We start from the raw sequence: 25351 nt of genomic DNA, 5'->3' as shown, positions 1-25351 counted from the left end.
TATTTAGCCCTCCTGGTTGCGTTCATAAATAATTCTCAAGCCTTCCAGCGTCAGCAGCGGGTCTACTTCTTCAATTGTATCCGATTCAGCGGCAATTAGCTCTGCAAGCCCGCCTGTAGCTACAACACGCGGATTCACGCTGAACTCGGCACGAATCCGGTTCACAATACCATCAACCTGTCCAGCATAGCCGTATATAATACCTGCTTGCATCGAAGTAATCGGATTTCGTCCGATTACGCTCTTCGGCTTCTGCAGCTCAATGCGCGGCAGCTTCGCTGCGCGCTGATAGAGCGCTTCCGTAGAGATGCCGATGCCGGGCACGATCGCTCCGCCCAGATAACTGCCCGTTGTATCAATATAATCGAAGGTTGTCGCCGTACCGAAGTCTACCACAATAAGCGGATAGCCGTATTTCTCAATACCCGCTACTGAATTGACGATTCGATCCGCTCCGACCTCTCGCGGATTCTCATAACGAATGTTCAGCCCTGTCTTCACGCCTGGACCGACGATAAGCGGCGTCTTGCGCACATACTTTAAGCAAAGCTGCTCCAGCGTCCGCATTAGCGGCGGTACAACGGAGGAAATAATCACACCGTCGACCTGCTCGATCTTGATTCCGGCGTACAGGAATAAATTATGAATGTTCATGCCGTACTCATCCACAGTCGCCGAACGGTTCGTGCTCAGCCGCCAGTGGTACAACAGCTCCTGGCCACGGTAGATGCCAAGCACAATATTCGTATTGCCTACATCGATAACCAGAATCAACCCCGTCCGACCTCCTTCTTCTCGTTCAGGTCCAAGCTAATGTCCAGTGCCTGGAACGAATAAGTCAGCCCTCCGACGGAGATGACATCTACGCCGCAAGCAGCGATGCCATGAATTGTGTCAAGCTTCACGCCACCAGACGCCTCTACAATAATATGCGGCGATTTCCCTTTGATCAGAGCGACGCACTCCCGCATTAACTCATGCGTCATATTATCAAGCATGATGATGTCCGTGCCACAAGCGATTGCTTCCTCTACCTGTACCAGGGACTCCGTCTCCACTTCGATCTTCATCGTATGGGGAATTTGGCGTCGTGCCGAGGTGACCGCGGCAGTAATGCCTCCGGCACCCTTAATATGATTATCCTTGATCATGACGGCATCATACAAGCCGAATCGATGATTGGAGCCTCCGCCGACACGTACGGCATACTTCTCCAGCATGCGGTGGCCCGGCGTCGTCTTGCGCGTATCAACCAGGCGGACAGGCAGTCCTTGAAGCGCATCAACATAAGACTTGGTTTTCGTAGCAATACCGGAGAGCCGCTGCATCAAGTTAAGCGCAAGCCGCTCGCCTGTCAGAATGCTGTGCGTACTGCCTTCCACTTCAATCAGAACCGTCCCTTTGGTGACGTGATCGCCATCCTCCACTCGTGCTTGGAAGGAAAGCTTAGGGTCAACGACCTCGAACACCAGCTTCGCCAGCGGAATTCCCGCAATCACGCCGTCCTCCTTCACATGAATGACAGCTGTCGAACGGGAACCTGCCGCGATCGTCGTCTCCGTCGTGATGTCCCCGCTGCCGATATCCTCAGCAAGCCAGCTTCTGATCTGGTCTCTCATCTGCGCGTCATATCCGCCTGTCGTCCACTCAAACATCTTCAATTCGCTCCTCAGTCATGCCTTTTGTACGGTGCAGCACCGTATGTTTTCTCCATACCAGATCATCGCGCGCCGGGAAGTCCTCCCGGTAATGCGCCCCCCGGCTCTCTTCCCGTGTAATCGCTGACTCCGTCATCAGCAGCGCGCAAGTGAGCATATTCGCGAATTCGAACTCCTCGCGATCGGTCAGAATGGATTGGAAGATCGGCAGCTGCCGTTTCAGCTCCTCCAAGCCTTTTCTAAGGCCTGTCTCATTCCGCTTCAAGCCGACATACCGCACCATAATCTTCTGCAGCTTAAGCCGCCTCTCGACAACAGCCTGCATAGAAGCGCTATTGCGCTCCACCTCATTATAGAACTTCGGCTCCATCTCAAGTGGCGGTGAATGCTCGATCCGCTTCACAATGCGGCGGCCAAATACGATCGCTTCGGACAATGAATTGCTCGCAAGCCGATTCGCGCCATGCACCCCGGTCGATGACACTTCACCGCAGGCGAATAGCCGCTTGATATTCGTCTCACCATTCAGATCGGTCTTCACGCCGCCCATCATATAGTGCATGGCAGGCGCGACTGGAATCCAGTCGGAGGTAAGGTCCAGCCCGTATTTCAAGCAATATTCGTAGATCGTCGGGAAGCGGTGCTTGACCATCTCCGCAGGCTCGTGAGTCACGTCAAGATAGACAAAGGTCGACTTGGTCGCTTCCATCTCGCTGACGATTGCGCGCGCAACGACATCACGCGGTGCCAGCTCCAGCTGTTCATGGTAGCGCTCCATGAAGCGTTCACCCTTAATATTGCGCAATACTGCGCCTTCCCCGCGTACCGCTTCCGAGATCAGGAAACGCGGCGCTCCAGGATAACATAGCGCCGTCGGATGGAACTGAACGAATTCCGCGTCTCTTATGTAGGCGCCCGCTCGATAGGCCATCGCGACGCCGTCTCCCGTTGCGACTTCCGGATTGGTCGTGTAGCGATAGAGCTGGCCTGCACCGCCGGAGCAGAGAATCGTCGCTTTGCCGCGAACGAACAACCGCTCGCCATTGGGCTTCTGAACGATTGCCCCGCAGCATTCGCCGTCCTGCGTAACCAGATCAATGACGAAATGGTCATCCCATACTTCGATTTTCTCATTGGCGACCGCATTCTCGGACAGCGCACGTACAATCTCATAGCCCGTCGCATCGCCATTCGCATGCAAGATGCGCCGCTGGCTATGGGCGCCTTCCTTGGTCAAGGCGAATTCGCCATTCTCCACGTCGAATTGCGTGCCCATCTTAATAAGGCTTTGCACGCCTTTTGGACCTTCATGCACCAATACATCGACCGCTTCGTCCGAGCACAGTCCTGCGCCGGCCATAAGCGTATCCTGTCTATGGTAAGCGGGTGAATCCTCATCAGAGATAACGGCGGCAATCCCGCCTTGCGCGTATCGTGTATTGCTGTCGAGCAGCGACTTCTTCGTAATCATCAGCACCGAATGCTGTCTGCTTGCCCGTATAGCGGTAAAAAGACCGGCAATGCCGGCCCCAATAACGATGACATCTTTATCTAAGACGGGCAGCTTGTCCAGCTCCACGTCGACCAAATATCTAGGAATCATAACGCTAGCTCCTTCACCTCGGGGTCATCTTGATCTGTAGCCTGCAATTATCGCTTATAAGTGAAGCAGCGCATGCTACTTCACTTGCAGCATGCGCTCCAGCGACAAACGGGCACTGTCCGCAACAGCCGGCGGAACGTAGATTTGCGGCTGCATCGTCTCAAGCGCTTTGACGAGCTTCTTCAAATTGTTCACCTTCATGTTCGGACATACCAAATATTTCGATGCGAAGTGGAACGTCTTGTTCGGGCTATCGAGTCTCAACTGATAACCAGTGCCATCCTCTGTTCCTACGATGAATTCCTGAACATCGGATTCCTTGCAGTATTTGAGAATAGCGGTTGTGCTTCCGACAAAATCACCAAGCTCCACAACTTCCGGACGGCATTCCGGATGGACGACGAATTGCGCGTTCGGATACTTGGCTTTCATCTCCTCCACGTCTTTCACCGTCAGCATGTCATGCGTGTTGCAGTAGCCTTCCCAGATGATCATCTTTTTGTCAGTATGCTGCTGAACGTAGTGTCCCAGGTTTTTGTCCGGTACCCAGATCACTTCATCGCCCTCAACCGAATTGACGACCTTCACGGCGTTCGCGGATGTACAGCAAATATCCGTCTCCGCTTTGATCTCTGCCGAAGAGTTGATATACGTAACCACCTTGGCGTTCGGATGCTGAGCCTTCAGCTTGCGCAGTCCATCCACGTTCACCATGTCCGCCATCGGGCAGCCGGCGCGTTCGTCCGGAATAATGACCGTCTTGTTCGGAGCCAGAATCTTGGCGCTCTCACCCATAAAGTGAACGCCGCAAAACACGATAACCTCGGCATCCGTCTGAGCGGCCTTCTGTGCTAGCAAGAAGGAATCCCCCCGGAAATCCGCTACTTCCTGTATTTCATCCCGCTGATAATAATGAGCAAGAATAATGGCATTACGCTCTTTCTTTAATTGCAACAGCCTCTCGCGCAGCTCTCGATTCTGCTCCGCTTTGCGCTCCAGTGCCAATGCTTCCACGATAGATCCTCTCCTCTTATGAGGGATGGGCCTTCCATTTGATGAACGATGGTCCCATTCCGTTATGCGGCTAGCGACTTTGTGAAATGATGCACAAACTTAGGGATTCGCTTGCCTATAGTTTAAACCAAAAGGGATAAATTCATTTGATTAAGATTTAATTTACACTTGGCAGATGGCTCTGTCAATGGATGTTTCCTCATTTTATAGAAAAGAAGCCCGTCCTTGCCGGACGAGCCCCCATTCATCGCTATACATGACCGCCACATGCCGAGCAGCGTCTGACCTTATGCCAGGTTCAACTGCCATGTGACCCCGAAGCGGTCGGCTACCCAAGCAAACTTCCGGCTGAAGCCGTATTCGCCAAGCGGCATCAAGGCTTTCCCGCCTTCTAACAACTTCGCACATAACGTCTCGATCTCGGCCTCGGAGGAACAATTTACATATAAAGAGATCGAAGGCGTAAAGCTGAATTGGTGTTTGACATGACTATCGATGCACATATAAGTGGTACCAGCCAGCTTGAACGTCGCATGGATGACCGTGCCCTCCTCGCCTGGTCCCTCCGGGCCGTACTTGGAAATGCTGATGACCTCGGAATCCTCGAATAGCGACAGATAGAAGTTCATGGCTTCCTCCGCTTGACCTTCAAACATTAGAAACGTATTGATTTTTTGCATGTGTTTTTCTCCTCCAGCATTCAGAATGATCGGCGTAATGCCGCCCTTGTACAAAGCTTTTCAAACCAAGCCGCGTATTATCCATTCAGCTGCGGCATCATCACCCTGGCCTCGATCAAAAAAATCGCACTCCTTCGCTGGCTGCAATGGAGTACGATCTTTTGCATAAGAGCGGCCAAGGCAGGCCACTCTTGATTCAAGCTACCTTCTCGCCGGGTCGTATGGCTGTCCAAGCGCCGCAGGAGCGCTGGATCGGCCGACTGCCGCCGCAAGGACAATCAGCGTAAGCACGTACGGAAGCATATAGAACACTTCCGTCGGGATTTGCTTCGAGAAATCGAACAATTGCGCGAAATTCCGCAGCGCCTGCGCAAAGCCGAAGAATACGGCGGCGCCTGCAAGGCCAAGCGGATTCCACTTGCCGAAGATCAGGGCGGCAAGCGCGATAAAGCCTTGGCCCGAGATCGTATTATGCGCGAAGCTGCTTGTTGTCGTCAGCGTAATCGTCGCTCCGCCAAGACCGGCAAGCGCGCCGCTCAGCATAACGCCGATATAACGATACTTCGTTACGCTGATGCCAACCGTGTCAGCCGAGCTTGGATGCTCGCCAACCGCGCGAAGACGCAATCCGAAAGGCGTCTTAAACAGCACGAAATAGCTGATGATCACAAGCACGATAACGATGTACGTCGTCGGATAGGAACGGAAGATGCCTTCCCCGATAATCGGAATATCGGACAGGAACGGAATTGCCACCTTATGAAACACTTCTGTCAGCTGGCTCGTCTGAGCCGAGCCGTCATAGAGGCTCCGGGTGAAATAAATAGCCGTTCCTAGCGCCAGAATGTTAATCACGACGCCGACTACGGTCTGGTCCGACTTGAATGTAATCGTCGCTACGGCATGCAGAAGGGAGAACACAACGCCGAAGACTATTGCCGCAATTAAACCAATCCATGGCGAGATGCCGCCAAGTCCTGCTTGCGTGGCATAGTCCGTCGCGACCGCAGCCGCGAAAGCGCCGGATACCATCAGGCCTTCCAGACCGATATTGACTACGCCCGAGCGTTCCGAGAACATACCGCCGAGAGCGGCGAAGATTAGTGCGGTGGAGAATACAAGCGTAATGTTAATGAGCTGGCCAGATACTTCAATAAATTGCATCCTACGCCGCCTCCTTCCGCTTCGCGCGCTTGCTCATGAACGGTTTAAGAATAAACTTCACGATGCCATGCGCCGCCACGAAGAAGATAACCGATCCGATAACGATCCGGACAATCTCTTGAGGCACGCCTGCACCGAAGCTCATACCGGCGGAGCCATAGCTGAGACCGCCGAACAGGATAGCCGCGAGCAGAACGCCAACCGGCGTGTTGCCGCCAAGTAATGCAACGGCGATACCGTCAAAGCCATAACCAGGCGATGCCGCCATAATGGTCTGATTGCCGAATACGCCAAGCACCTCGAACACGCCGCCAAGACCTGCGAACACGCCGCTGATCATCATCGACTTCACGATCGTACGATTGACGTTCATGCCAGCATAGAGCGCAGCATCCGGATTATGTCCGACTGCGCGCAGCTCGTAGCCTTGCTTCGTACGCCACAAGATGATGTAGAAGATAATGACACATGCCAGCGCCACGAACGTGCCCCAATGAATCCGAGCTTTGTCCATCAGTTGAACCAGCCATTCAATATTCATCAGAGCGGATTCATGAATCGCTCTAGACTTCTGCTGGCCAGGGTCAGTAAGGAACCTGGTTACGATGAAGTTGGCCAAATATAGAGCCGTCCAGTTCAGCATGATGGAGGAAATAACCTCGTTCACGCCGCGCTTCGCTTTCAAGTAGCCGACGATGCCTGCCCAGAGTCCGCCGAATACGGCGCCCGTAATTACGGCAAGCGGTCCGTGAATGTACCATGGCAGATCAAGCAGGACGCCAACCAGCGTCGCACCTGTCATCCCCATAACGAATTGTCCTTCTACCCCGATGTTGAACAGACCCGTACGGAAAGCAAAGGCTACCGCGAGCCCCGTAAAGATCAAGGGCGTAATCGCACGAATGGTCTCACCCATATGATACGGGCTGCCAATCACCCGATTGAAGAGGGAGCTATACGCCAGAATCGGATTATAGCCGCCTGCCAGCATCGCAATGGCCCCGATCAACAAGCCGAGCACGATGGAGACAATCGGCACAAGCAGCGATCTTTTTTCATTAAAAATCTTCTTGATTACGTCCATTGCCGCTAGCTCCTTTCCCCATCATGATCGGAATTGCCGGCCATCAATAAGCCGAGACGCTCATCATCCCTATTATCGGCGTCCACCGCACCAACCAGCTTGCCTTCATACATAACCTCAATCCGGTCGGACAAAGCATACAGCTCGTCCAGCTCGAAGGATACAAGCAGGACAGCCTTGCCTTCATTGCGCGCCTCCATAAGACGCTTGTGAACAAATTCAATCGCACCGATGTCCAATCCCCGAGTCGGCTGTACGGCGATGATCAAATCCGGGTCCTTGTTCAGCTCGCGGGCAATGATCGCCTTCTGCTGATTGCCGCCGGACAGCGCACGCGCATGCGTATAGATGCCGGAGGTGCGCACGTCGAATTCCTCTACCAGCCGGGTAGTCAGATTGTCCATTGACTTCTCGTCGATCAAGCCCGACTTGCCGTATTCCGGCTTAAAGTATGTGTTGAGTATCATATTCTCGCTCAGCTTGAAATCAAGCACAAGCCCGTGCTTATGACGGTCCTCCGGAATATGGCCGACACCGGCATTGGAGATTTTGCGAGGCGTATCGTTCGTCACGTCTGTGCCATTCAGCTTCACATGACCATCCTGCACCTTGCGCATGCCCGTAATCGCATAGATCAGCTCGCTTTGTCCATTGCCGTCTACGCCTGCAATGCCGAAGATTTCGCCGGAGCGTACCTGGAAGCTGGTGCCGTCCAGCACCATCTTGCCCTGATCGCCCTTCATGCGCAGCCCTTCAACCGAGAGCACCACTTCGCCAGTCTTGTTCTTCGACTTCTCGACCTGGAAGTTGACGTCGCGTCCTACCATCAGCTCGGCCAGCTGGCGCTCGCTCGTCTCGCTTGTGCTGAGCGACCGGATGACCTTGCCTCTTCGGATAACAGTGACCGAATTAGCCAGCGCCATAACTTCCTTCAGCTTATGCGTAATAATGATGATGGACTTACCTTCTGCAGCGAGATTACGGATAATTTCGATCAGTTCCTCGATTTCTTGAACGGTTAGAACAGCTGTCGGCTCGTCGAAGATGAGAATCTCCGCGCCCCGATATAACGTTTTCAAAATTTCAACCCGCTGCTGCATGCCAACCGTAATATCTTGAATCCGCATCTGCGGATCTACTTTCAGACCATAGCGCTCGGAGATCGACTTAACCTTCTCGTTCGCGAGCTTGTAATCAATCGTAAGCCCCTTCTTCGGTTCATTGCCAAGAACGATGTTCTCCGCTACCGTGAAGGGCTGCACAAGTTTGAAATGCTGATGCACCATGCCGATGCCCAGCTCAATTGCTTTGGAGGCGCCGTCAATGACTGTCTGCTCTCCGTTAATCCAGATTTCACCCTCATCCGGCTGATACAGACCGAACAAGATATTCATAAGCGTAGACTTGCCTGCTCCATTCTCACCGAGCAAAGCGTGAATCTCGCCTTTCTTCAGCTCGAAGTTAATGGAATCATTCGCAACCAAGCCAGGAAACCTCTTGGTAATGCCCTTCAGTTGTACGACTGCCCCGCTCTGATCCATGCGTTCATCATCTCCCGGGATCACATATAGTTATTCGCTCTTTCTGATCAGAGAAACAGGACAAGACCGGCTCATGCCGGTCTTGCCTCTGTGACCCATGCCAAGCTTTATCGTGAGTCCGATCTATCGATCTTATTCACCCGGAACCGTAATTTCTCCACTGACGATTTTTGCTTTGTACTCTTCCACTTTTTTCAAAACGTCTTCTGGAACATTCTTCGTGGAAGTCTCAGGAAGACCTACTGCGTCGTCTTTCAGGCCAAGTACTTGATGCGATCCGCCTTGCCATTTGCCGTCGATCAGGTCTTTGGATACTTTCGTTACCGCCGCTTCAACGCCCTTCATCATGGATGTCAGCGTGACTTCGTCACCGAACTCCAGCGATTGGTCTTTGTCTACGCCGATAACCCATACTTCTTTGCCGCTTTTCTTACGCTCAATAGCTTCGTTAAATACGCCATTGCCTGTACCGCCAGAAGCGTGGAAGATGATGTCCGCGCCGTCGTTGTACATAGTAGCTGCGATGCTCTTGCCAAGGTCAGGCTTATCGAAAGCGCCGGAATACGTAATATTGACTTTAGCTTCCGGATTCACAGCTTTAATACCAGCTTCAAAGCCTTTCGCAAAGCGAGTAATAACCGGAATTTCCATGCCGCCTACGAAGCCGATGTTGTTCGACTTTGTCATGAGGCCAGCTACAACGCCTACCAGGTAGGAGCCTTCTTGTTCTGCGAAAGTAACGGATGTTACGTTCGGAGCTTCTACAACAGCGTCAATTACAGCAAGCTTAGCATCCGGATTCTCAGTCGCTACTTTTTTCAGAGCGTCTTCGAACAGCATACCGATGCCCCAAGTCAGGCTGTAGCCTTCACGAACGAAGTTATTCAGGTTCGGCTCCATGTCTGCTTCACCTTTGGACTCCAGGAACTTCGTATCAGCGCCAGTGGAGGCTTTCAGCTTCTGAAGAGCTTCCCATGCGCTTTGGTTGAACGATTTATCGTTAACTCCGCCTACGTCTGTTACCATGCCAATCTTGAAGTCTTTGCCGCTTCCGTCAGACTCGACTTTGTTTCCACCCTCATTTGTTCCGCCGTTTTTGGCTTGTCCGCAAGCAGACAATACAAGCGACAGAGCGACTACTAGCATGAGCATAAAGCTGAATGTCTTTTTCATGCTTCAATTCTCCCCTTAATTAAATTGTTTTTGAACATGACAACAACAAGCACAGCATTACCTTTACAGTATTGCTGTTTCTTGCCGCTATTATTTCATTATAGTGACAAAAAAATTTACGTCAATCAAATTGTGTTAGATACATTAACACCGCTACTGCATGTTTATGTAATGAATTGCATGAATAATCACGCTAGTTTAAAAAATGAAACGTCCCGCGGCTCCATGAAGGAGCAACGGGACGAATATGGTTTACTTTTTATCTGGATCGTCGGAATTGTTGCCGGATTGATCCGGTGGCGTTGCGTCTTTCACTTCCGCCTCGTCACGAGGTTGGATGCGAACTTTCACATCGCCAATCTCGTCGATGATCGGTTCGGCAGTTGTAACCTCAGCAGATGAGGAGCCTTCGCCGGATGGCGATTCGCCTTCTACCTTCAACACGCCTTTTTCGATCAAGGATTTGATTTGTTCCATCTCAAGCGTCTCTTCCGTAAGCAGCGTATTCGCGATCAGATGCATCTCTTTGCTCTTCTCTGTGAGAAGCTTCTTCGCTCTGTCGTAGCAATCATTGATAATGTTCTGCATCTCTTGGTCAATCTCGTACGCAATGGCGTCAGAGTAATTCTGTTCATGGCCAATGTCACGGCCCAGGAACACTTGACCTTGCGAGCTGCCGAACTGCATCGGACCGAGCTTATCGCTCATGCCGTATTCCATAATCATGCTGCGCACGATGCCAGTTGCTGACTTGAAGTCGCTGTATGCGCCGGTTCCGATCTCACCGATGAATACTTCTTCCGCTACCCGGCCAGCTAACAATCCAGTAACTTTATCAAGCAACTCTTGCTTCGTGACCAGCATGCGGTCCTCCTTCGGCAGCATGATGACATATCCGCCTGCGCGTCCCCGCGGGATGATTGTTACCTTGTGCACGAGGTCGGCATGCTCCAGGAAGAAGCCTGCAATCGTATGGCCTGCTTCGTGGTAGGCCACGATACGCTTCTCGCGATCGCTGATGACACGGCTCTTCTTCTCCGTGCCGACAATCACGCGGTCAATCGCATCGTCGATATCCACCATGTTGATTTCTTTCTTGTTGCGGCGTGCCGCAAGAAGCGCCGCTTCGTTAAGCAGGTTTTCGAGATCCGCACCGCTGAAGCCTGTTGTACGCTTCGCGATAACGTCCAGCTTCACCTCGCCGGTAAGCGGCTTGTTGCGCGCATGGACTTTCAGTACCGCTTCGCGGCCTTTCACGTCTGGACGGTCAACCGTAATCTGACGGTCGAAGCGGCCCGGACGCAGAAGCGCAGGGTCCAGAATATCAGCACGGTTCGTCGCTGCGATAATAATAATACCTTCATTCGCACCGAAGCCGTCCATCTCAACCAGCAACTGGTTGAGCGTCTGCTCGCGCTCGTCATGCCCGCCGCCAAGTCCGGCGCCGCGCTGACGGCCGACTGCGTCGATCTCGTCAATGAAGATAATACATGGCGCATTCTTCTTCGCGTTCTCGAACAAGTCACGTACGCGGGATGCGCCGACACCGACGAACATCTCCACGAAGTCGGAGCCCGAGATGCTGAAGAACGGAACGCCCGCCTCACCCGCAACCGCACGGGCAAGCAATGTCTTACCTGTACCTGGAGGACCTACGAGCAATACGCCCTTCGGAATGCGTGCGCCGACGAGATTGAACTTGCGAGGATCCTTCAGGAAGTCGACGACCTCCACCAGCTCCTGCTTCTCCTCGTCTGCGCCTGCCACGTCCTCGAACGTGATGCGCTTCTTCTCCTCGTTGTACAGACGGGCACGGCTCTTGCCGAAGTTCATCACTTTGCCGCCGCCGCCTTGAGCCTGATTCATCAGGAAGAAGAACAGTACGATGAGCAGAATGAACGGAATAATGGACGTCAGGAACGTCACCCAGAAGCTTGGGGTATCCATCGGCTCGGCCTTATACTCGAAGCCGTATTCCTTCTGCCAAGCATCGAGGTTCTGCTCTGCCGCGTAGGTGTTCATGCGGGACGTGAAGTTATCATTGTCCGCACCCTCCGGCTTTGTCTTATATTTACCCGTAATGTAATACGATTCCTTATCGTACTTCGCGGTAATCGATGCTACATTTCCCGCTTCCACAACTTGGCGGAATTCATCGTATCTCAGCGGCTTGGTGGAATCCCCTTGACCGCTAATATATTGAAAAACACCAACGGTAACCAAAAAGATGATCAAATAAAAACCAGTATTTCGGATAATCCGATTCATCCCCTACCTCCTCTCAGACGCTTTAGATATTTTACCATAGCATGACTTTCCATCACAATAGAGGCTACCGGAGGGCGGACATGTACGGTTCCAGCGCGAATTACTTTTCGTAAACCTGCGGCTTCAGAATGCCGATATAAGGAAGGTTGCGGTACTTCTCCGCATAATCCAGGCCATAGCCCACGACGAATTCGTCAGGCAGCGTAAAGCCTTTGTAGTTCGGCTCCAAGCTAACCGTGCGGCGCGCCGGCTTGTCGAACAGCGTGACCACGGTCACGGACTTCGAGCCTCTGCGCTCCAATACGTCGATCAAGTAGCTGAGCGTCAGGCCGCTGTCGATAATATCTTCGACGATGAGGACATCGCGTCCTTCCACCGACACGTCCAGATCCTTAATAATCTTGACGACGCCGGATGATTTGGTGGAAGCACCGTAGCTGGAGACGGCCATAAAGTCGATCTCAAGCGGAACGGTAATAGTTTTCACCAGATCGGACATAAAAATAAACGCGCCTTTGAGGACGCAAATAACGAGCGGATTCCGCCCTTCATAATCAGCGCTAAGCTTAGCCCCCAGTTCTCTTACCTTGGCGCCAATCTGCTCTTCGCTGTATAACACTTCTTGGATGTCGTTCTGCACTTCAAAAGCCTCCTACGCGTTACCTATGTTTATGTGTATTCCCTTGTTCCTTATTCGTTGAGTGCCGTAATACGCAGAACTTGTGCGCTTCCGCTCCCTGGAAGGGCATGCGCGGATCGGCGGATGCCGGGAATCCACAGCAGCTTGCCGTCACCGTCGCAGAGCAGCGGATACAGCTCTCTACGGGAGGGCGGTACCTTCTCGTCAACGAACATATCTTGCACTTTTTTCGACCCATTTAATCCTAAAACATGAATTCTGTCTCCCGGCACGCGGTTGCGCACATGCAGCGGAAAGACCAGTCCGGCCACATCGAAATGTGCTTCCATGCGGGATGCCGGCTTCGCAGCCGCAGTCTCCAACCATTCTAACCGGAAGCTCCATCCGCTTGGCGCCGCTTCAATTCGTTCATCGCTTCCCTGTTCGATGACGTAATTGTACCCGCCTGCCATATCCGGTATTGCATTCGTATGTACCCATCTCATTACGCTGTATTCGCGCAAGCATTGGATCCCGCCTGCGGCGTCCATCCGCCATGTAGCTGGAGCATGCGAAGATGCCGCCTGCCGCATCGTCTCGACGGCGCCATAGGTTATGTTTTCCGTATCCTGAGACAGATAATTTAATATTAGTTTAATCAATCTCCTTTGTAAAGCGACGTGCAGACCGGACAGCTCCCGGCATTCCACCTGGCATTCGCCTTCTCCGCAGCGTACGATGCGGCTGAACCATTCCGATGCCTGCTGCTCCATCCAATCATCCTCCGCGCCGGCTACTTCAGCCAGTCTTTGGAGAGATTGAGGAAGCTGCGGGTTGAACTGCATTAAATAAGGAATGACATCCAGACGAACCGTATTACGGAAGTAATACCGGGCCAGATTACTGCTGTCAACGCAGTACGGAATCTCGTGCTCCTCGCAATAACGCAGAAGGTCTGACTTGTTCATACGAAGGAGGGGGCGTATGAGTTGCACATTTTTTTCGCGACGGACGCTGCTCATGCCTGAGAGTCCCGATAGTCCCGCTCCCCTGATCAGCCGCATCAGCACCGTCTCCGCCTGATCATCTGCATGATGGGCGAGCGCAATGCATGACGCGCCGTACTGAGTCGCTGTCCGGTACAGGAATTCGTATCGCTTCTCCCTCGCGGCAGCTTGCAGATTCAATCGGTTTTCTTCTATATAAGAAGGCAGATCCATGACAATGGTCTCGCATGGCACCCCAAGGCTCTTAGCGAACGATTGAACAACCTCCAGCTCGAAGGCGGACTCTTCCGCCCGAAACCCGTGATTCACATGAGCAGCAACCAGCTTAATGCCTTGGTCAGACAGCGCATGAAGCATATGAAGCAGCGCCATAGAATCGGGCCCTCCGGACACGGCCACCAGAATGGTATCGCCCTTCTCCCACATGCTGTGGGCAGCCGCTTCCTTCGCAAGTTCCATCTGAAGCGGTTCATTCATTATTCTATTGCCCTCCTCTGCTACATCCATACATTGCGAAGCAACCAGACGAAGATCGAGGCCGCGAGCAGAATCCCGGAGGTCGCAACGAGCCCCTTCAGCCAGCCCGGCATTGTGGAGGATCTGCGCGTCTCCTTCCGGTGCATCAGCAGCCGCCACGCAGCCGCACCTTCCTCTGCGTCTCTGAACTCGCCATGCAGTGCCTTGCGCATCCAGCCAGCCACCGGCTTAAGCATCGCGCACCCCTCCGCTAACGCCATAAGCTCGACTGTTGATCGGTTCTGAGGCAGCAGCTCCTTCGTGAGCTGATGGAGGCGCTTTGGTTCATGCAACTGGATACATAATACGCTGAACGAGAAGAGATCGTACCTCGGATCGGCCGAACGCGAGCCGCTGTTCCAATACCCGCGGTCGTAGATCTCTGTGAACTGGCGGATGCTTTTGCCGGCAGCCGTCACACCCCCGAAGTCTACCAGCTCAACATGACCGTAGTCGGCCACCATCACATTCTCCACCTTCAGATCGCCGAATACCCAACCTGACCGGTGCAGCCTGCCAAGCTTGCTCAGCAGATTCAGCCCGACCAGAGGGAACCATTCCGCCCCTTGCTCCTTCAGGTAGCTGGCAAGTGTCGTTCCGCGCACATATCTCATCACGTAGAACGGATATTCCTTCCCGCCCGGTCCGTACAGATCATCGACGTCGAACAGGAACGGCTCCATCCCTTGACCCTTCTGCTGAGCAAGCGACTTCAGCACGTTCACCTCGGATTGCATGTCTACTGCATCCGCTCCCACCTTGAGCGCGTACCAATCCCTGTCCTTCTGGACCAGGTAGACTTTCCCGTTGGCCCCTTCTCCCAGCAGCCGTTCCACCCGGTACTTGCCTTGTCTCCACTTGCCGATTACGACGCTTCCGCGCCGCAGCTCCAGCTTAAACGACGTAGTCACCCATCATCCCATCCGTTTCATGTCTGCCTCTGCGGCCGTAGTCCCCCGCTTCGCCTTGCCTGTAATAATCGACCGCCTGCATAATTGCAGGTCCTGTCGGCGTTGTCCCGCCCATCTGCAGCTTGGGAAATATCGAATGCACGCCACTCAGATGGCTGGTCCAAGCCAAATCCATAATGCAATCATCGCCATGACGCGAGCCTGGGAAATGAAATACCGATATCTCACTCTTACCCTGTCTGGCCTGTAGGCTAAGCATCAAATCGTGAATTGCTTCTTCCACAGCGGCGAGCTTCGGCTTCATACTCGCGCTGGCATCGATCAGCAGCGCCACTCGGAGACCCGACGACTCGCCAAGCTCATCGATGACGCGCACGACTTCGCCCCGCTTCTCCGGCGGCAGCGCCTCGATGGAGCCGTTGCCCAGCACTTGTTGCAGCTCCTTCTGCACCGCGATCTGAATCGTCTGTACCACGGTCTTCCTCGTCATCATCTGGACCGTCTGCGATAGTTGCCGCGTATTGACCATACGGCTCAGTCCGCCGCCGGCACGCGCGATCTCTTCAATCTCTGCCGCGCCTAGCTCGCCTACATCCCCATGGTCGAGCACACCTACCACATTGACATGAATGCCCTCCGACTTGGCATGAGCCGCCGCCACCACCGGGCTGAGTCCCACATTCGAACAGCCATCTGTTATCAGCAATATTTGCCTCATCATCGTCTATCCCTCCGCATAGCAAAGTTATAAAGCCATTTCTATCAGCTTTGCCTTTTTTGAGAGAGATAAACGCCTCTTACCTATCATTTTCCTTTTCCTTACCCGTATTTATCGGCTTTTCGCCGCTCCAAGGTAAGCTTCATATTAGTATAGCCCATCCCATCGGGGGTTGCCATCGCCCGAATCTGACAGGGTTAGAACCGGATTGGGCAGAAGGACACGGTGACTTCGGATAGATTTACAGACTTGGACGCCCCATAGATAATAGGAGTGTATGCCAAAAAATTCCTTGAAGGAGTGAGCGCATGTCGAACAAGGTTCTGCTGATTACGGGTGACGGAACAGAGGTTTTGGAAATTTTCTATCCCTATTACCGCCTGCTAGAGGAAGGTTATGATGCTGTCATTGCATCCCCGGAGAAAAAAGTGCTGAATACCGTCGTTCATGACTTTATCGAGGGCTGGGAGACCTATACGGAGAAGCCTGCCCATCTGCTGCCATCTCATGCTTCCTTCGCGGATATCGATCCGTCGGAATATATCGCACTTGTCATTCCCGGCGGCCGCGCCCCGGAATATATACGCAACCACCCTGAGCTGCCGCGCATCGTCGAGCATTTCCTCCAAGAGGACAAGCCGATCGGCGTCATCTGCCACGGCGCGCTGGTGTTCATGGCATTGAAAGATACAAGCTACTTCGAGGGCCGCACGATGACGTGCTACAACGCCGTGAAGCCGGATGTCGAGCGCCTGGGCGCCACGTACACGACGGACACGCTGCATGCCGACCGCAAGCTGGTCAGCGGCCATGCCTGGCCTGACCTGCCGGGCTTCATGAGAGAGTTCATCCGGCTTGTTCGGGAGGAACAGGCTGCACGTCAAGAAAATGAGACATTAGTGCTATAAGAAGGTAGGCTATTCTAGCGGGTCATTGGGCCTGTTGGGGTAGCCTTTTTTGATGGGAGTAAGAGCGGTTCTTCTATTGCGGTTAGTTATGTTTCATGTCATAGGCCAGGAATGCCTTGTCCAGCCGCAATTGCAGCAACTCCAGCCGTACGTTCACTTCCAGCTGATGAACGCTCCGCAGCACTTGCTCGACCGTCGCTTTGTTGAAGCGCTCGCCATAACGGAAGATATGGTCAAACACCGCAACCTGGCATTGCTCCAACGTTTCCAGCTGTTGATAGAACGTATCCTCCTGCTCGATGTAGAGATTGTAGGTGTCCATTGGTTTGGTCATGGGCGACGAATGATGTTCTCGCACCATACTTGTCATACTCCTCCTTATCGACAAGACTAGGATTGTCTATACCCTTTAAGGTTTAAACTCTTAAGGGTTTAATTGGTTATTAATATACCACCCTTAAGAGTATAGTGCAATGTATTTATACTCTGTTTATGCTATACTCTTTTTAATTACGCTTAACGGTAATGGAGGAAGTATGAAAATTCATATTCGCTTGCGTGAAATACTGGCGGAACGCGGCATTTCTCAAAGGCAATTCGCGCTTTCCATGAATATGCGAATTGCGACCATCAACCATCTCTGCTCCGATTCCGTAGACAGGGTCTATATCCGCACGCTGGAACAAATCTGTACGGCACTGGATATTACGGTTGATCAATTGGTTGTTTCGGTTGAGAATTGTTCAGAGTCAGAGAACTAATATGACCCATATATAACGTACTGCAATCACAAGCCGGGTAAAGCAAAACTAAAGAGCATGAGTCCGGTACAGTCCAGGACTCATGCTCTTGAAGCCGCCTAATATACAGTGTCTAACTTTTCGGGGTCACATCACATCCACTTATGGCTTTTTTATAATCTATCTTGCTCAGACTAACAGCTCATTTTTCATATTAGGGATCTTGCACCGGGAAACTTTTAATAAGCGTCTCTAAAATACTACTTCCATTGTTAAAATGACCAACAAGGTCAACCAATGAAACCTCCAGTTCTAAATGATCTCCTGCCGCATGCGCAATCGGAATACTTATACCAAAAGCATTGTCGGTGATATAACTAAAGGCACCTGATAGATTTACCTCTTGATCAGCATTAGATAGCAACTCCAGCCATTCGCTGCCCTCTATTCGATTAATAATGCTATCCAATACCCCCTCTTCAGCTAAATTAAAATTATCATCATAGCTTTTGTATGTGCCATTTTTGAATGCCTCGACTAACTTGTCATTAACTCTTAGAACGTTGCTTAATATTATTTTTTTATTTTCTTCCAAATTGATATTAGTAGTAAAAAGCACATGTACAGGGTATGCCGCAGTCTCAGCATATACATAACCAACATATTGAATACTTAAAATTTTATTATTGTTAGCTGTAATTTTATAATTCAACTCAATAGTATCCGTTTCCGTAAAATTGGCATCTAATCGTTGTATAAGCTCTTTTTTTATTAGTTCATTTACTAGGACATCGTCGGCATCTGCTGTTGTTTTGATTACGGGATACTTAATCGATCCATTATTGCGAGTGAAACTTGAGTCAATAATCTGATATCCAATAGCAGTTTCAGTCGAGGCATTAGCCTGCAGTGTGGTTTTATTAAGATCCCCATTATCACACGAGGCCAAGGCGACACAAATTAGAAGTAAAGCTACTCCTTTTTTGAACAAATGAGCTCCTCCCACTTAAATATTTTTTTGATTTTCATTTTATTTGATTACTTTAACTGTAAGTTTATAGTACTTTTCGCGATTCGATAAATGATTAGTACCACCATTGACACGTTTTGTAACTTGTGCAACAGTTGCGCCTGAATCAACCAAATCATTCATCTTATTATTATGCCACCAAAAACCGGCTGCGTGCCATGCGTAATGCTCTGCTACATATTTTGCCCCTAGCTCCATAATTTTTTGATCGTTCATTGCATCAGCAAACTTTTGATAATTGTATCTCCCTGTCATTTGAATATAGCCTGCACCTCTATATTTATATCCATCTCCTTTTTTGGTGTTACCCAAAGATTTACCTATTTTGGTTCCAGGCTCATATTTATCAAAATAACTCTTTTTACCTAGCTCGGTAGTCCACAACCCACGTTCAGATTCTTGCATAATCTGTGACAAGAAATGTCTTATTCTTTCAACTGTATTTATTTCATATGTTCTTAATGTTTCGTTTAATCCGTTAACCATATTGTCGTCAACATTCTCAAATTCCAAATCAATAAGCTGTTGGCTGGAAACTAACTGTACTTCTTTTTTCCTTGTTGGGGATGGTTTTGGGTTGCAGTTGGTCGCCCCCTCACATAAAGCATATCCTGATGGATCAGTAAATAGTAGTGGACTGTTGCTGACATACGTGTATAAATTTAATGTGGTTACATTAAAAATGTCTCCTTCATACGTATCCTCACTAACAAACCTGCCTAATCTAGCATCCAGATATCGTGCCTTAGCATAATACAAATGGCTCTCTGGGTCATATTCATGACCCGTGTAGGACAGATGAGTCTGTACGTCAGAATTACCAGTTGGTCCCGCAAGCAATTCGCCAAATGCATCATACTTATAGCTCTCCGCGGCAGCCCCGTCTGAATTCCGAAGCTCAAGGACGCTGCCCAGATGGTCAAGGCTGTAGCTATAGAAGTCACCTTGTTCGTTCACTACACCCAGACGATCCTTACCATATACGACGGAATCAGCTCGACGACCGTTCTGATACGTTTCCAGCACCTCTCCATAAGGGCTTAACGGATCAAGCACGTAAACCAATTGATCTGCTCCTGTAGATTTTCTCGTGCGATGACCGTCAACGTTATACGAATAGGTCGTTGTCACGCCAGCCTTTTTCAACTCAGAAAGACGATTCGCTTCGTTAAAGGTATAGGTCGCATTAGTCACACCGTTCAGCTTCTCTTCTACCCGATTACCGCGCTTGTCATACGTATAGGCTGTTACATCCATACCCTGCGTCCGCTTGAGCAATTCATTGGCTCCATTATACTCATAACGGACTGGGGATGAACTTCCCTCCTGCATCTGAGTGCGATTGCCGAAAGCGTCGTATACATAAGTCTTTTCTACGCCTTCATCCAGCGCCTTAACAAGCTGGTTCAATGCGTCATACTCATATTGTCGCTTGCGATCAATGCCTCTTGCCTTCTCATCCTGTTTAACGATATTGCCAGCAGCATCGTAGCTGTACGTAATCGACCGCAATAACTCTCCGGAAGGAAGCTGCTCGTTCAGCGACTCTAGTCGATTAAGCGATGTATAGCTATATGACGTGGTAACGCCGTCAGCCGCAAGCTTTTCCAATACATTGCCGTTGATGTCATAACGATACTCAGCCGGCTTATCTTTCGGCCCTGTTACTTTGATAATCTGATCCAGTTCGTTGTATTCATAATACACCTTATCTCCGCCTGGGTAAGCCATCGAAGCTTTCCGTCCTGTCGGTGTCCAGGTATAGTTTACTGCTTTTCCGTTAGGGTCGGTGCTTGTCAACAATTGACCAAGGGCATCATACGCATAGGTTGTTTTGCCGGAAGCATTTGCCGCCTCCACAAGCATCCCCTTCTGGTCATAACGGAATGTCCCCGAGGATGTCCCGTTATAGTCTATAGCCGTGCGGCGTCCTAACTCGTCATATGCATAACGCGTAATATAACCGTCTTCATCGGTCATGGATGCCAATGCGCCTGTCTCATGATAAGCGTACTTAGTAACATGGCCCAGCGGGTTCGTCATGCTGAGGCGCTGACCAACCGCATTATACGTGTACGACGTAATCTGTTTCTTCACTCCACCAGTGTCCTGACGCACCTGCTCCACCAGATTGCCTGCGGCGTCGTAGCGGTAAGCCGTCTTCGCTCCCAATGCGTCAGTCACTGAAGTTAATTGCCCCAATGCATCATAAGCATAACGAGTGATGCTGCCTCGCGGATCGCGTTCGGACAGCTTGCGGCCTAATGCATCATACGTATACTCGATAGCATGTCCGTCAGCATTTACGACACGAGATACCTTACCGCTGTCGTTATACGCATAGCGTGTAACCGCACCGCTTGGATCGGTAACGGCAAGCGTTCGACCCAGTTGGTCCCTTTCATACGAGGTCGCTTGGCCAAGCGCATTAATACTCTTCTTCAAACGTCCCGATGCATCGTATTCATAAGAAGTCGCATGACCAGAAGCATTAAACTCTTTCTCTACCAAGCCGTTTGCATTGTAGACCCTGGAAGTCGAATATCCGAGCGCATTCGTTTCCTTGATGAGTGCGCCGCGTTTGTCGTATTCATATCGGGTTATGGAGCCTTGGTCGTTTTGTTCAACGATTAGACCGGAGCCATCATACGAATAAGTAGTGACTGAACCATCGGCCAGAATCTGACGCTTAAGCTGGCCAATCGCATCATATTCGTATCGGGTCGTATGACCTGCGGGATCGGTCGTCGACAACAATTGGCCAATCGCATCGTACTTGTATTCCGTCTTCTGGTTCAGCTTATTGACTCTTGTTGTTACTTGACCGAACCCATCCCTAATGATTTTCTCACTGTTACCAAGCGGGTCTACAGTCTCGACCAACAGTCCGAGTTCGTCATAGATATAACTTGTTCTTTGGCCCAGCGCATCCACAACAGCCGTATTGAAACCTGCTGCATCGTATTCGGATCGCGTAATGCCTCCATTGCGATCAACCAATGCTACCATTTCTCCATCTTTATTATATTGATAGGAGACGAAGGTGCCGTCCTCATACTCGACGCGGTCAACCTGTCCTTGCGTGTTATATCGTAGCTTGATTTCCTGGCCTAGCGGATCAACCCACTTAACAAGCTTGTTGCTCTCGTCGAATGTCTGCTTGTAGACACTTCCGTCCGCTTCAATGAACTCTACCGGATTGCCGTTGCTATCATACACTGCCTGAATCTTCGAGCCATCCGGCAATGTCACGGAGGTTGGCGAACCAAGCGCATTGTATTGATAGGAGGTCACATGACCTTCTCCATCGGTTACATTAGTCAGATTCCCACGACTATCATAGGTATAAGACATCTGACGGCCTTCCCGGTCCGTATAGCTGGTGACCTGGGATCTGTCGTTATAGGTCCAAACCGATGTCTGGCCCAGCGCATCCGTTATTTGCGTCAAACTCCCATTAGCATCGTATACATACGAGGTTTTATTACCCAGCTGGTCCGTAATGAGAATCGCCTTTGTTTTTGCAAAATCATTCGGCACATACAGCGGCGCTTCTTCCGGCGGCGCAATATCAGCGGCAGCTACCGGCACCTGTCCCCATACAAATCTGCCGTTTACGAATACCGCAATTCGTTTCCACGGTTCATACTGGGTGGACTTGGGATTAAACGAAAAGTCATTGGTCTGTTTGAAGTCAGGCCATGTTTTTTTGCCGATTCGCGTATGAAGCTCTATAGACTGTCCAGGCTTCAATACCGCATCCTGATCGGTGAACGAAATCTCCAATACCGTATCGACGACTCCATCCCGATTCGATACTTTCATGAAGTTGCCCTTTACTTTCGAGCCTGAGCTAATGCTTGCCCAGTCGCACCAGAAGATGAGCTCCTCCGAAGTATCCGCCGTTAGAAAATAGCGAATCCGAATATCCTTCAGCGGAATCGCTTCATCCGATTCGTTCACAAGGCGGTACCACGGATAAATCGTGTTGTAGTTGGCGCTCCGGTTGAAGTTGAACATTTCGGCCCGTATGCTGCGCGTTCCGTTATCCGATGCTTCGATGTACGGCACTTTCTCCGGATCAGGCTCCAGTTCAGGTGTTGGACTTGGTGTCAGACTTGGACCTGGAGACTCCCCCTGATCGGGTGTTGGTGTCGGCGTTGGGCTTGGTTCCGGCGTTCCGCTTCCGCTGCCATCTCCCCATACGAGCACGCCGCGATAGAACGCATCAACCTTGTTCCAATCGACAAATATGTTGTCTCCAGCGTTATAAGAATAGTCGTTGGTCGGATCGTAATCGTTCCAGTTCTTGCTGTTGAAGCGGTTATGCACCTCTACATATTCGCCCGGCTTCAATTCACCGGCATCGCTGGCAAAGCCTACCTCCAGCGCAGTATCGCCTTTAGCGGCTACACTAAGGAACGATCCTTTCACCTTCGAGCAGCCGATATCCGACCAATCGCACCAGTAGACCTGCTCTGTAATGCCGTCATTCGTAAAATAATAACGTACGGTTACATCGCTCAGATCGATGGTTCCCTGCGATGTATTGTAGATGCGCATCATTGGGTGAATCGTATTCGTCGGGTCCTGTTTACCTAGATCGCTGACGTTATACATCTGCACCTTCAACACGTCGCTTGATGCGGAAGAAGCAGCGCCAAGCGTCCTTACTTCTTGCTTCTTGCTGCTCTGAGCACTAACGGCTTTCGCCACATTACCGCTTGTGGATGCCAAAGAAGTGACGCTGCTTACAGCAGAAGCATTCGTATGCTGATAGGTTTTTGTTCCCGTCCTGTCTTGCACCTTCACCAGACGATAATCTTTGTCGTAATAATAAGTGATTTGCTCGTTTTTTGGATTGGTCAGAATGACCTTGCGTTCGTAGTCATCATAGCTTAACGTGCTGGAATGACCGTTGCCGTTCGTTTCCTTGATCAGCCTGCCTTGGCTGTCATAAGCAAAGGATCGCAACGTCTCCCCGGAAGGCTTAATGATCGAGGACAGCCGCTTGCCGTCGTCATAGTTGTAGAGCCAATCCTGTTCATCCAGTACAACCTTATTCAATTGTTGGGATTGATAGCTGTATTGGGCGGTATTCTGACCAGGAGCCGTGGCGCTCAGCAGTTGCCCTTTGCCATTGTAATGGAACTGAATCGACTTGCCGTTCTTCTCGACTCGGATAAGCTTGGTTCCGTCATAATGCAGCACGGTCTGAACATTGTTCAGATCCGCTACTCTTGTTAAGAGGCCCTGCCCGTTAAAATACAGGAATGTCATTCCATCAATCGACAATTGATACGTACCATCCGACTGCTTCTTTAAGGCGTGGTTTCGACCTTCGGCTTTCGTATAGCTTCCGCCGCCCGTTGCAGTGAAGGTCTCCGTATGTCCATCCTCAAACATAATAACGACTTGCTCGCCCAGATCGCGCAGACGATAGGAATATGTGTGACTCCAGTGCATACCAAATTCACTAATGTTATCACTTCTTGAATTATAGAACCGGTTGAAGAAGAGCGGTGCCGCACCGTCAATAAACACATCTTCTGCATGACCAAAATAATTACCAGTCGACATATTTGCAGGAGATAACAACGTAAGTCCCTCATACCCATCCATGACGCCATGCGTATTGGAGAGCGGATCGATCTCTTGTGCAATCGGAACAATCTCCACCGGCTCATAGACCAGAATACTTCTTCCGAATAGCTCACTTGGATTAGGCTCGTCTTCCGGCAGTTTGTTGTCTGTCCTAATTTTTTCTACTACATTGTCATCATTGTAATACTGCAAAGCCAACAATCGCATGTCATCGAATAGCCGGAATCGATGGTTCACGATCACTGTATGCGCCTTGTCGATTGTGCCTCCCGTAAACACAGCCTCCAGCTTCATCTGCTTGTACGGCGGCAGCGTTACGTTTGCAAACCACTGATTCTCCTGTAGAGTAGCTTCAAGCGTTGTCGCTTGACCGTTCTCTGTATTTGTGGCCGTCAATTGAACGTTCGTTACGCCGTTGTTGCTGCCATTCAGTCCATATACTACAAATTGATTACTTCTCTTGTCATCGTTTGGCGCAACATAAACTTTGTCGGCATCGCCGTCTACAAGGGTCATTGACGCGACATGCGCCCATCTCTCGTATTTCGGTTCCGTCGAGCGTACGATAATCGTATATGTGCCCGCAGGAAGCACCTTACCACTTTTGTCCTTTCCATCCCATTGGTAGTTATGAACAGCATAACCGCCCGCATACATTTGTGTTGTCAGCGTCTCGACTAGCCGTTCTCCATCCCTAACCTCAATGGCAGTAATATGATCAATCTCCCAATTCCAGCGAATGGTCGTGCTTTCGCCAGCCGATGGGTTGAACACAGATGGAAGAAGCTGAATAAACTTCGGATTGTCCGAAGCTTGCAGCCCGCCTTGTGCCGTTACGATGGAACCAGGTGCAATGGACCATATTAAAGCGATAATCAGCATCCAGTTCATCCATTTTGCCCAAAGCTTTTTCACCTTCAATTAAACCCTCTCCATTCTTATCCAAAAAGATGTCGTTATCCCTATATATCGACTGGCAATTATTCCAATTCATAGGACTATAGAACCGAAGGTTTTCATTAAATAGATCAATAGTCATGAACTTTAACAAAATAACATATTAAATCCATAGAAAAAGACAGCATAATCTGCTGTCTTCATCGCCTTATTTTT

General features: G+C 50.6%; 19 protein-coding genes. 2 read left to right on the top strand and 17 right to left on the bottom strand.

Features of this window, described 5'->3' with window-relative positions; genetic code table 11:
- Positions 1-3: 3 nt before the first annotated feature.
- The 14 genes from AC0YNW_RS27305 to AC0YNW_RS27240 form a co-directional block, all read right to left on the bottom strand.
- Positions 4-774 carry a type III pantothenate kinase gene (locus AC0YNW_RS27305; RefSeq protein WP_387479921.1) on the bottom strand — a complete coding sequence of 257 codons (771 nt, stop codon included), beginning with the start codon at positions 772-774 and terminating at the stop codon, positions 4-6.
- Positions 771-1655: a carboxylating nicotinate-nucleotide diphosphorylase gene (gene nadC / locus AC0YNW_RS27300; protein ID WP_387479922.1), complete on the bottom strand. Its 885-nt coding sequence runs from the start codon at positions 1653-1655 to the stop codon at positions 771-773. The genes AC0YNW_RS27305 and nadC overlap by 4 nt, the downstream gene beginning before the upstream one ends.
- On the bottom strand, positions 1648-3261 hold the full coding sequence (nadB, locus tag AC0YNW_RS27295; RefSeq protein ID WP_475834551.1) for an L-aspartate oxidase: 1614 nt from the start codon (positions 3259-3261) through the stop codon (positions 1648-1650). Before nadB ends, nadC begins: the two co-directional genes overlap by 8 nt.
- Positions 3262-3336: 75 nt before the next feature.
- Positions 3337-4275: a quinolinate synthase NadA gene (nadA, locus tag AC0YNW_RS27290; RefSeq protein WP_475834550.1), complete on the bottom strand. Its 939-nt coding sequence runs from the start codon at positions 4273-4275 to the stop codon at positions 3337-3339.
- A gap of 287 nt (positions 4276-4562) precedes the next feature.
- Positions 4563-4955, bottom strand: a complete 393-nt coding sequence (locus tag AC0YNW_RS27285; protein ID WP_475834549.1) for a VOC family protein — start codon at positions 4953-4955, stop codon at positions 4563-4565.
- A 201-nt stretch (positions 4956-5156) separates the two neighbouring features.
- The gene (locus AC0YNW_RS27280; RefSeq protein WP_387479926.1) at positions 5157-6119 is read right to left on the bottom strand and encodes an ABC transporter permease; all 963 of its coding nucleotides are present in this window, start codon (positions 6117-6119) and stop codon (positions 5157-5159) included.
- Between the two features lies 1 nt (position 6120).
- Complete coding sequence (locus tag AC0YNW_RS27275; RefSeq protein WP_475834548.1) at positions 6121-7203, bottom strand: ABC transporter permease; 1083 nt, start codon at positions 7201-7203, stop codon at positions 6121-6123.
- Positions 7204-7208: 5 nt separating this feature from the next.
- A complete protein-coding gene (locus AC0YNW_RS27270; protein WP_475834547.1) occupies positions 7209-8744 on the bottom strand; it encodes an ABC transporter ATP-binding protein in 1536 nt (511 codons plus the stop codon).
- 132 nt (positions 8745-8876) lie between these two features.
- Positions 8877-9917, bottom strand: coding sequence for a BMP family lipoprotein (locus tag AC0YNW_RS27265; protein WP_475834546.1), 1041 nt, complete (start codon positions 9915-9917; stop codon positions 8877-8879).
- Between the two features lie 252 nt (positions 9918-10169).
- On the bottom strand, positions 10170-12185 hold the full coding sequence (gene ftsH / locus AC0YNW_RS27260; RefSeq protein ID WP_475834545.1) for an ATP-dependent zinc metalloprotease FtsH: 2016 nt from the start codon (positions 12183-12185) through the stop codon (positions 10170-10172).
- A gap of 100 nt (positions 12186-12285) precedes the next feature.
- Positions 12286-12825 (bottom strand): hypoxanthine phosphoribosyltransferase, encoded by a 540-nt coding sequence (hpt, locus tag AC0YNW_RS27255; protein WP_387479931.1) that lies wholly within the window; start codon positions 12823-12825, stop codon positions 12286-12288.
- 50 nt (positions 12826-12875) lie between these two features.
- Entirely contained in the window at positions 12876-14288 is a 1413-nt protein-coding gene (gene tilS / locus AC0YNW_RS27250; protein ID WP_475834544.1) for a tRNA lysidine(34) synthetase TilS, read from the bottom strand.
- A gap of 20 nt (positions 14289-14308) precedes the next feature.
- A complete protein-coding gene (locus tag AC0YNW_RS27245; protein ID WP_387479933.1) occupies positions 14309-15238 on the bottom strand; it encodes a serine/threonine protein kinase in 930 nt (309 codons plus the stop codon).
- Positions 15222-15956: a vWA domain-containing protein gene (locus tag AC0YNW_RS27240; protein WP_387479982.1), complete on the bottom strand. Its 735-nt coding sequence runs from the start codon at positions 15954-15956 to the stop codon at positions 15222-15224. Before AC0YNW_RS27240 ends, AC0YNW_RS27245 begins: the two co-directional genes overlap by 17 nt.
- A 308-nt stretch (positions 15957-16264) precedes the next feature.
- Here AC0YNW_RS27240 and AC0YNW_RS27235 point away from each other — a divergent pair, with 308 nt between their 5' ends.
- A complete protein-coding gene (locus tag AC0YNW_RS27235; protein ID WP_475834543.1) occupies positions 16265-16864 on the top strand; it encodes a DJ-1/PfpI family protein in 600 nt (199 codons plus the stop codon).
- Between the two features lie 82 nt (positions 16865-16946).
- On the opposite strand, the gene AC0YNW_RS27230 is transcribed toward AC0YNW_RS27235, so the two are convergent.
- Positions 16947-17225, bottom strand: a complete 279-nt coding sequence (locus tag AC0YNW_RS27230) for a hypothetical protein (protein WP_475834542.1) — start codon at positions 17223-17225, stop codon at positions 16947-16949.
- 175 nt (positions 17226-17400) lie between these two features.
- Between AC0YNW_RS27230 and AC0YNW_RS27225 the strand changes: the two genes are divergently transcribed.
- A complete protein-coding gene (locus tag AC0YNW_RS27225) occupies positions 17401-17625 on the top strand; it encodes a helix-turn-helix domain-containing protein (RefSeq protein WP_475834541.1) in 225 nt (74 codons plus the stop codon).
- A 193-nt stretch (positions 17626-17818) separates the two neighbouring features.
- On the opposite strand, the gene AC0YNW_RS27220 is transcribed toward AC0YNW_RS27225, so the two are convergent.
- Together AC0YNW_RS27220 and AC0YNW_RS27215 are read right to left on the bottom strand one after the other, a co-directional pair.
- The gene (locus tag AC0YNW_RS27220; RefSeq protein WP_475834540.1) at positions 17819-18595 is read right to left on the bottom strand and encodes a hypothetical protein; all 777 of its coding nucleotides are present in this window, start codon (positions 18593-18595) and stop codon (positions 17819-17821) included.
- A 39-nt stretch (positions 18596-18634) separates the two neighbouring features.
- A complete protein-coding gene (locus tag AC0YNW_RS27215; protein ID WP_475834539.1) occupies positions 18635-25153 on the bottom strand; it encodes a cellulose binding domain-containing protein in 6519 nt (2172 codons plus the stop codon).
- Positions 25154-25351: the final 198 nt, after the last annotated feature.

The sequence above is a fragment of the Paenibacillus sp. J31R120 genome (genome assembly GCF_056269225.1).
This window is presented reverse-complemented; position numbering and strand designations above follow the sequence as displayed.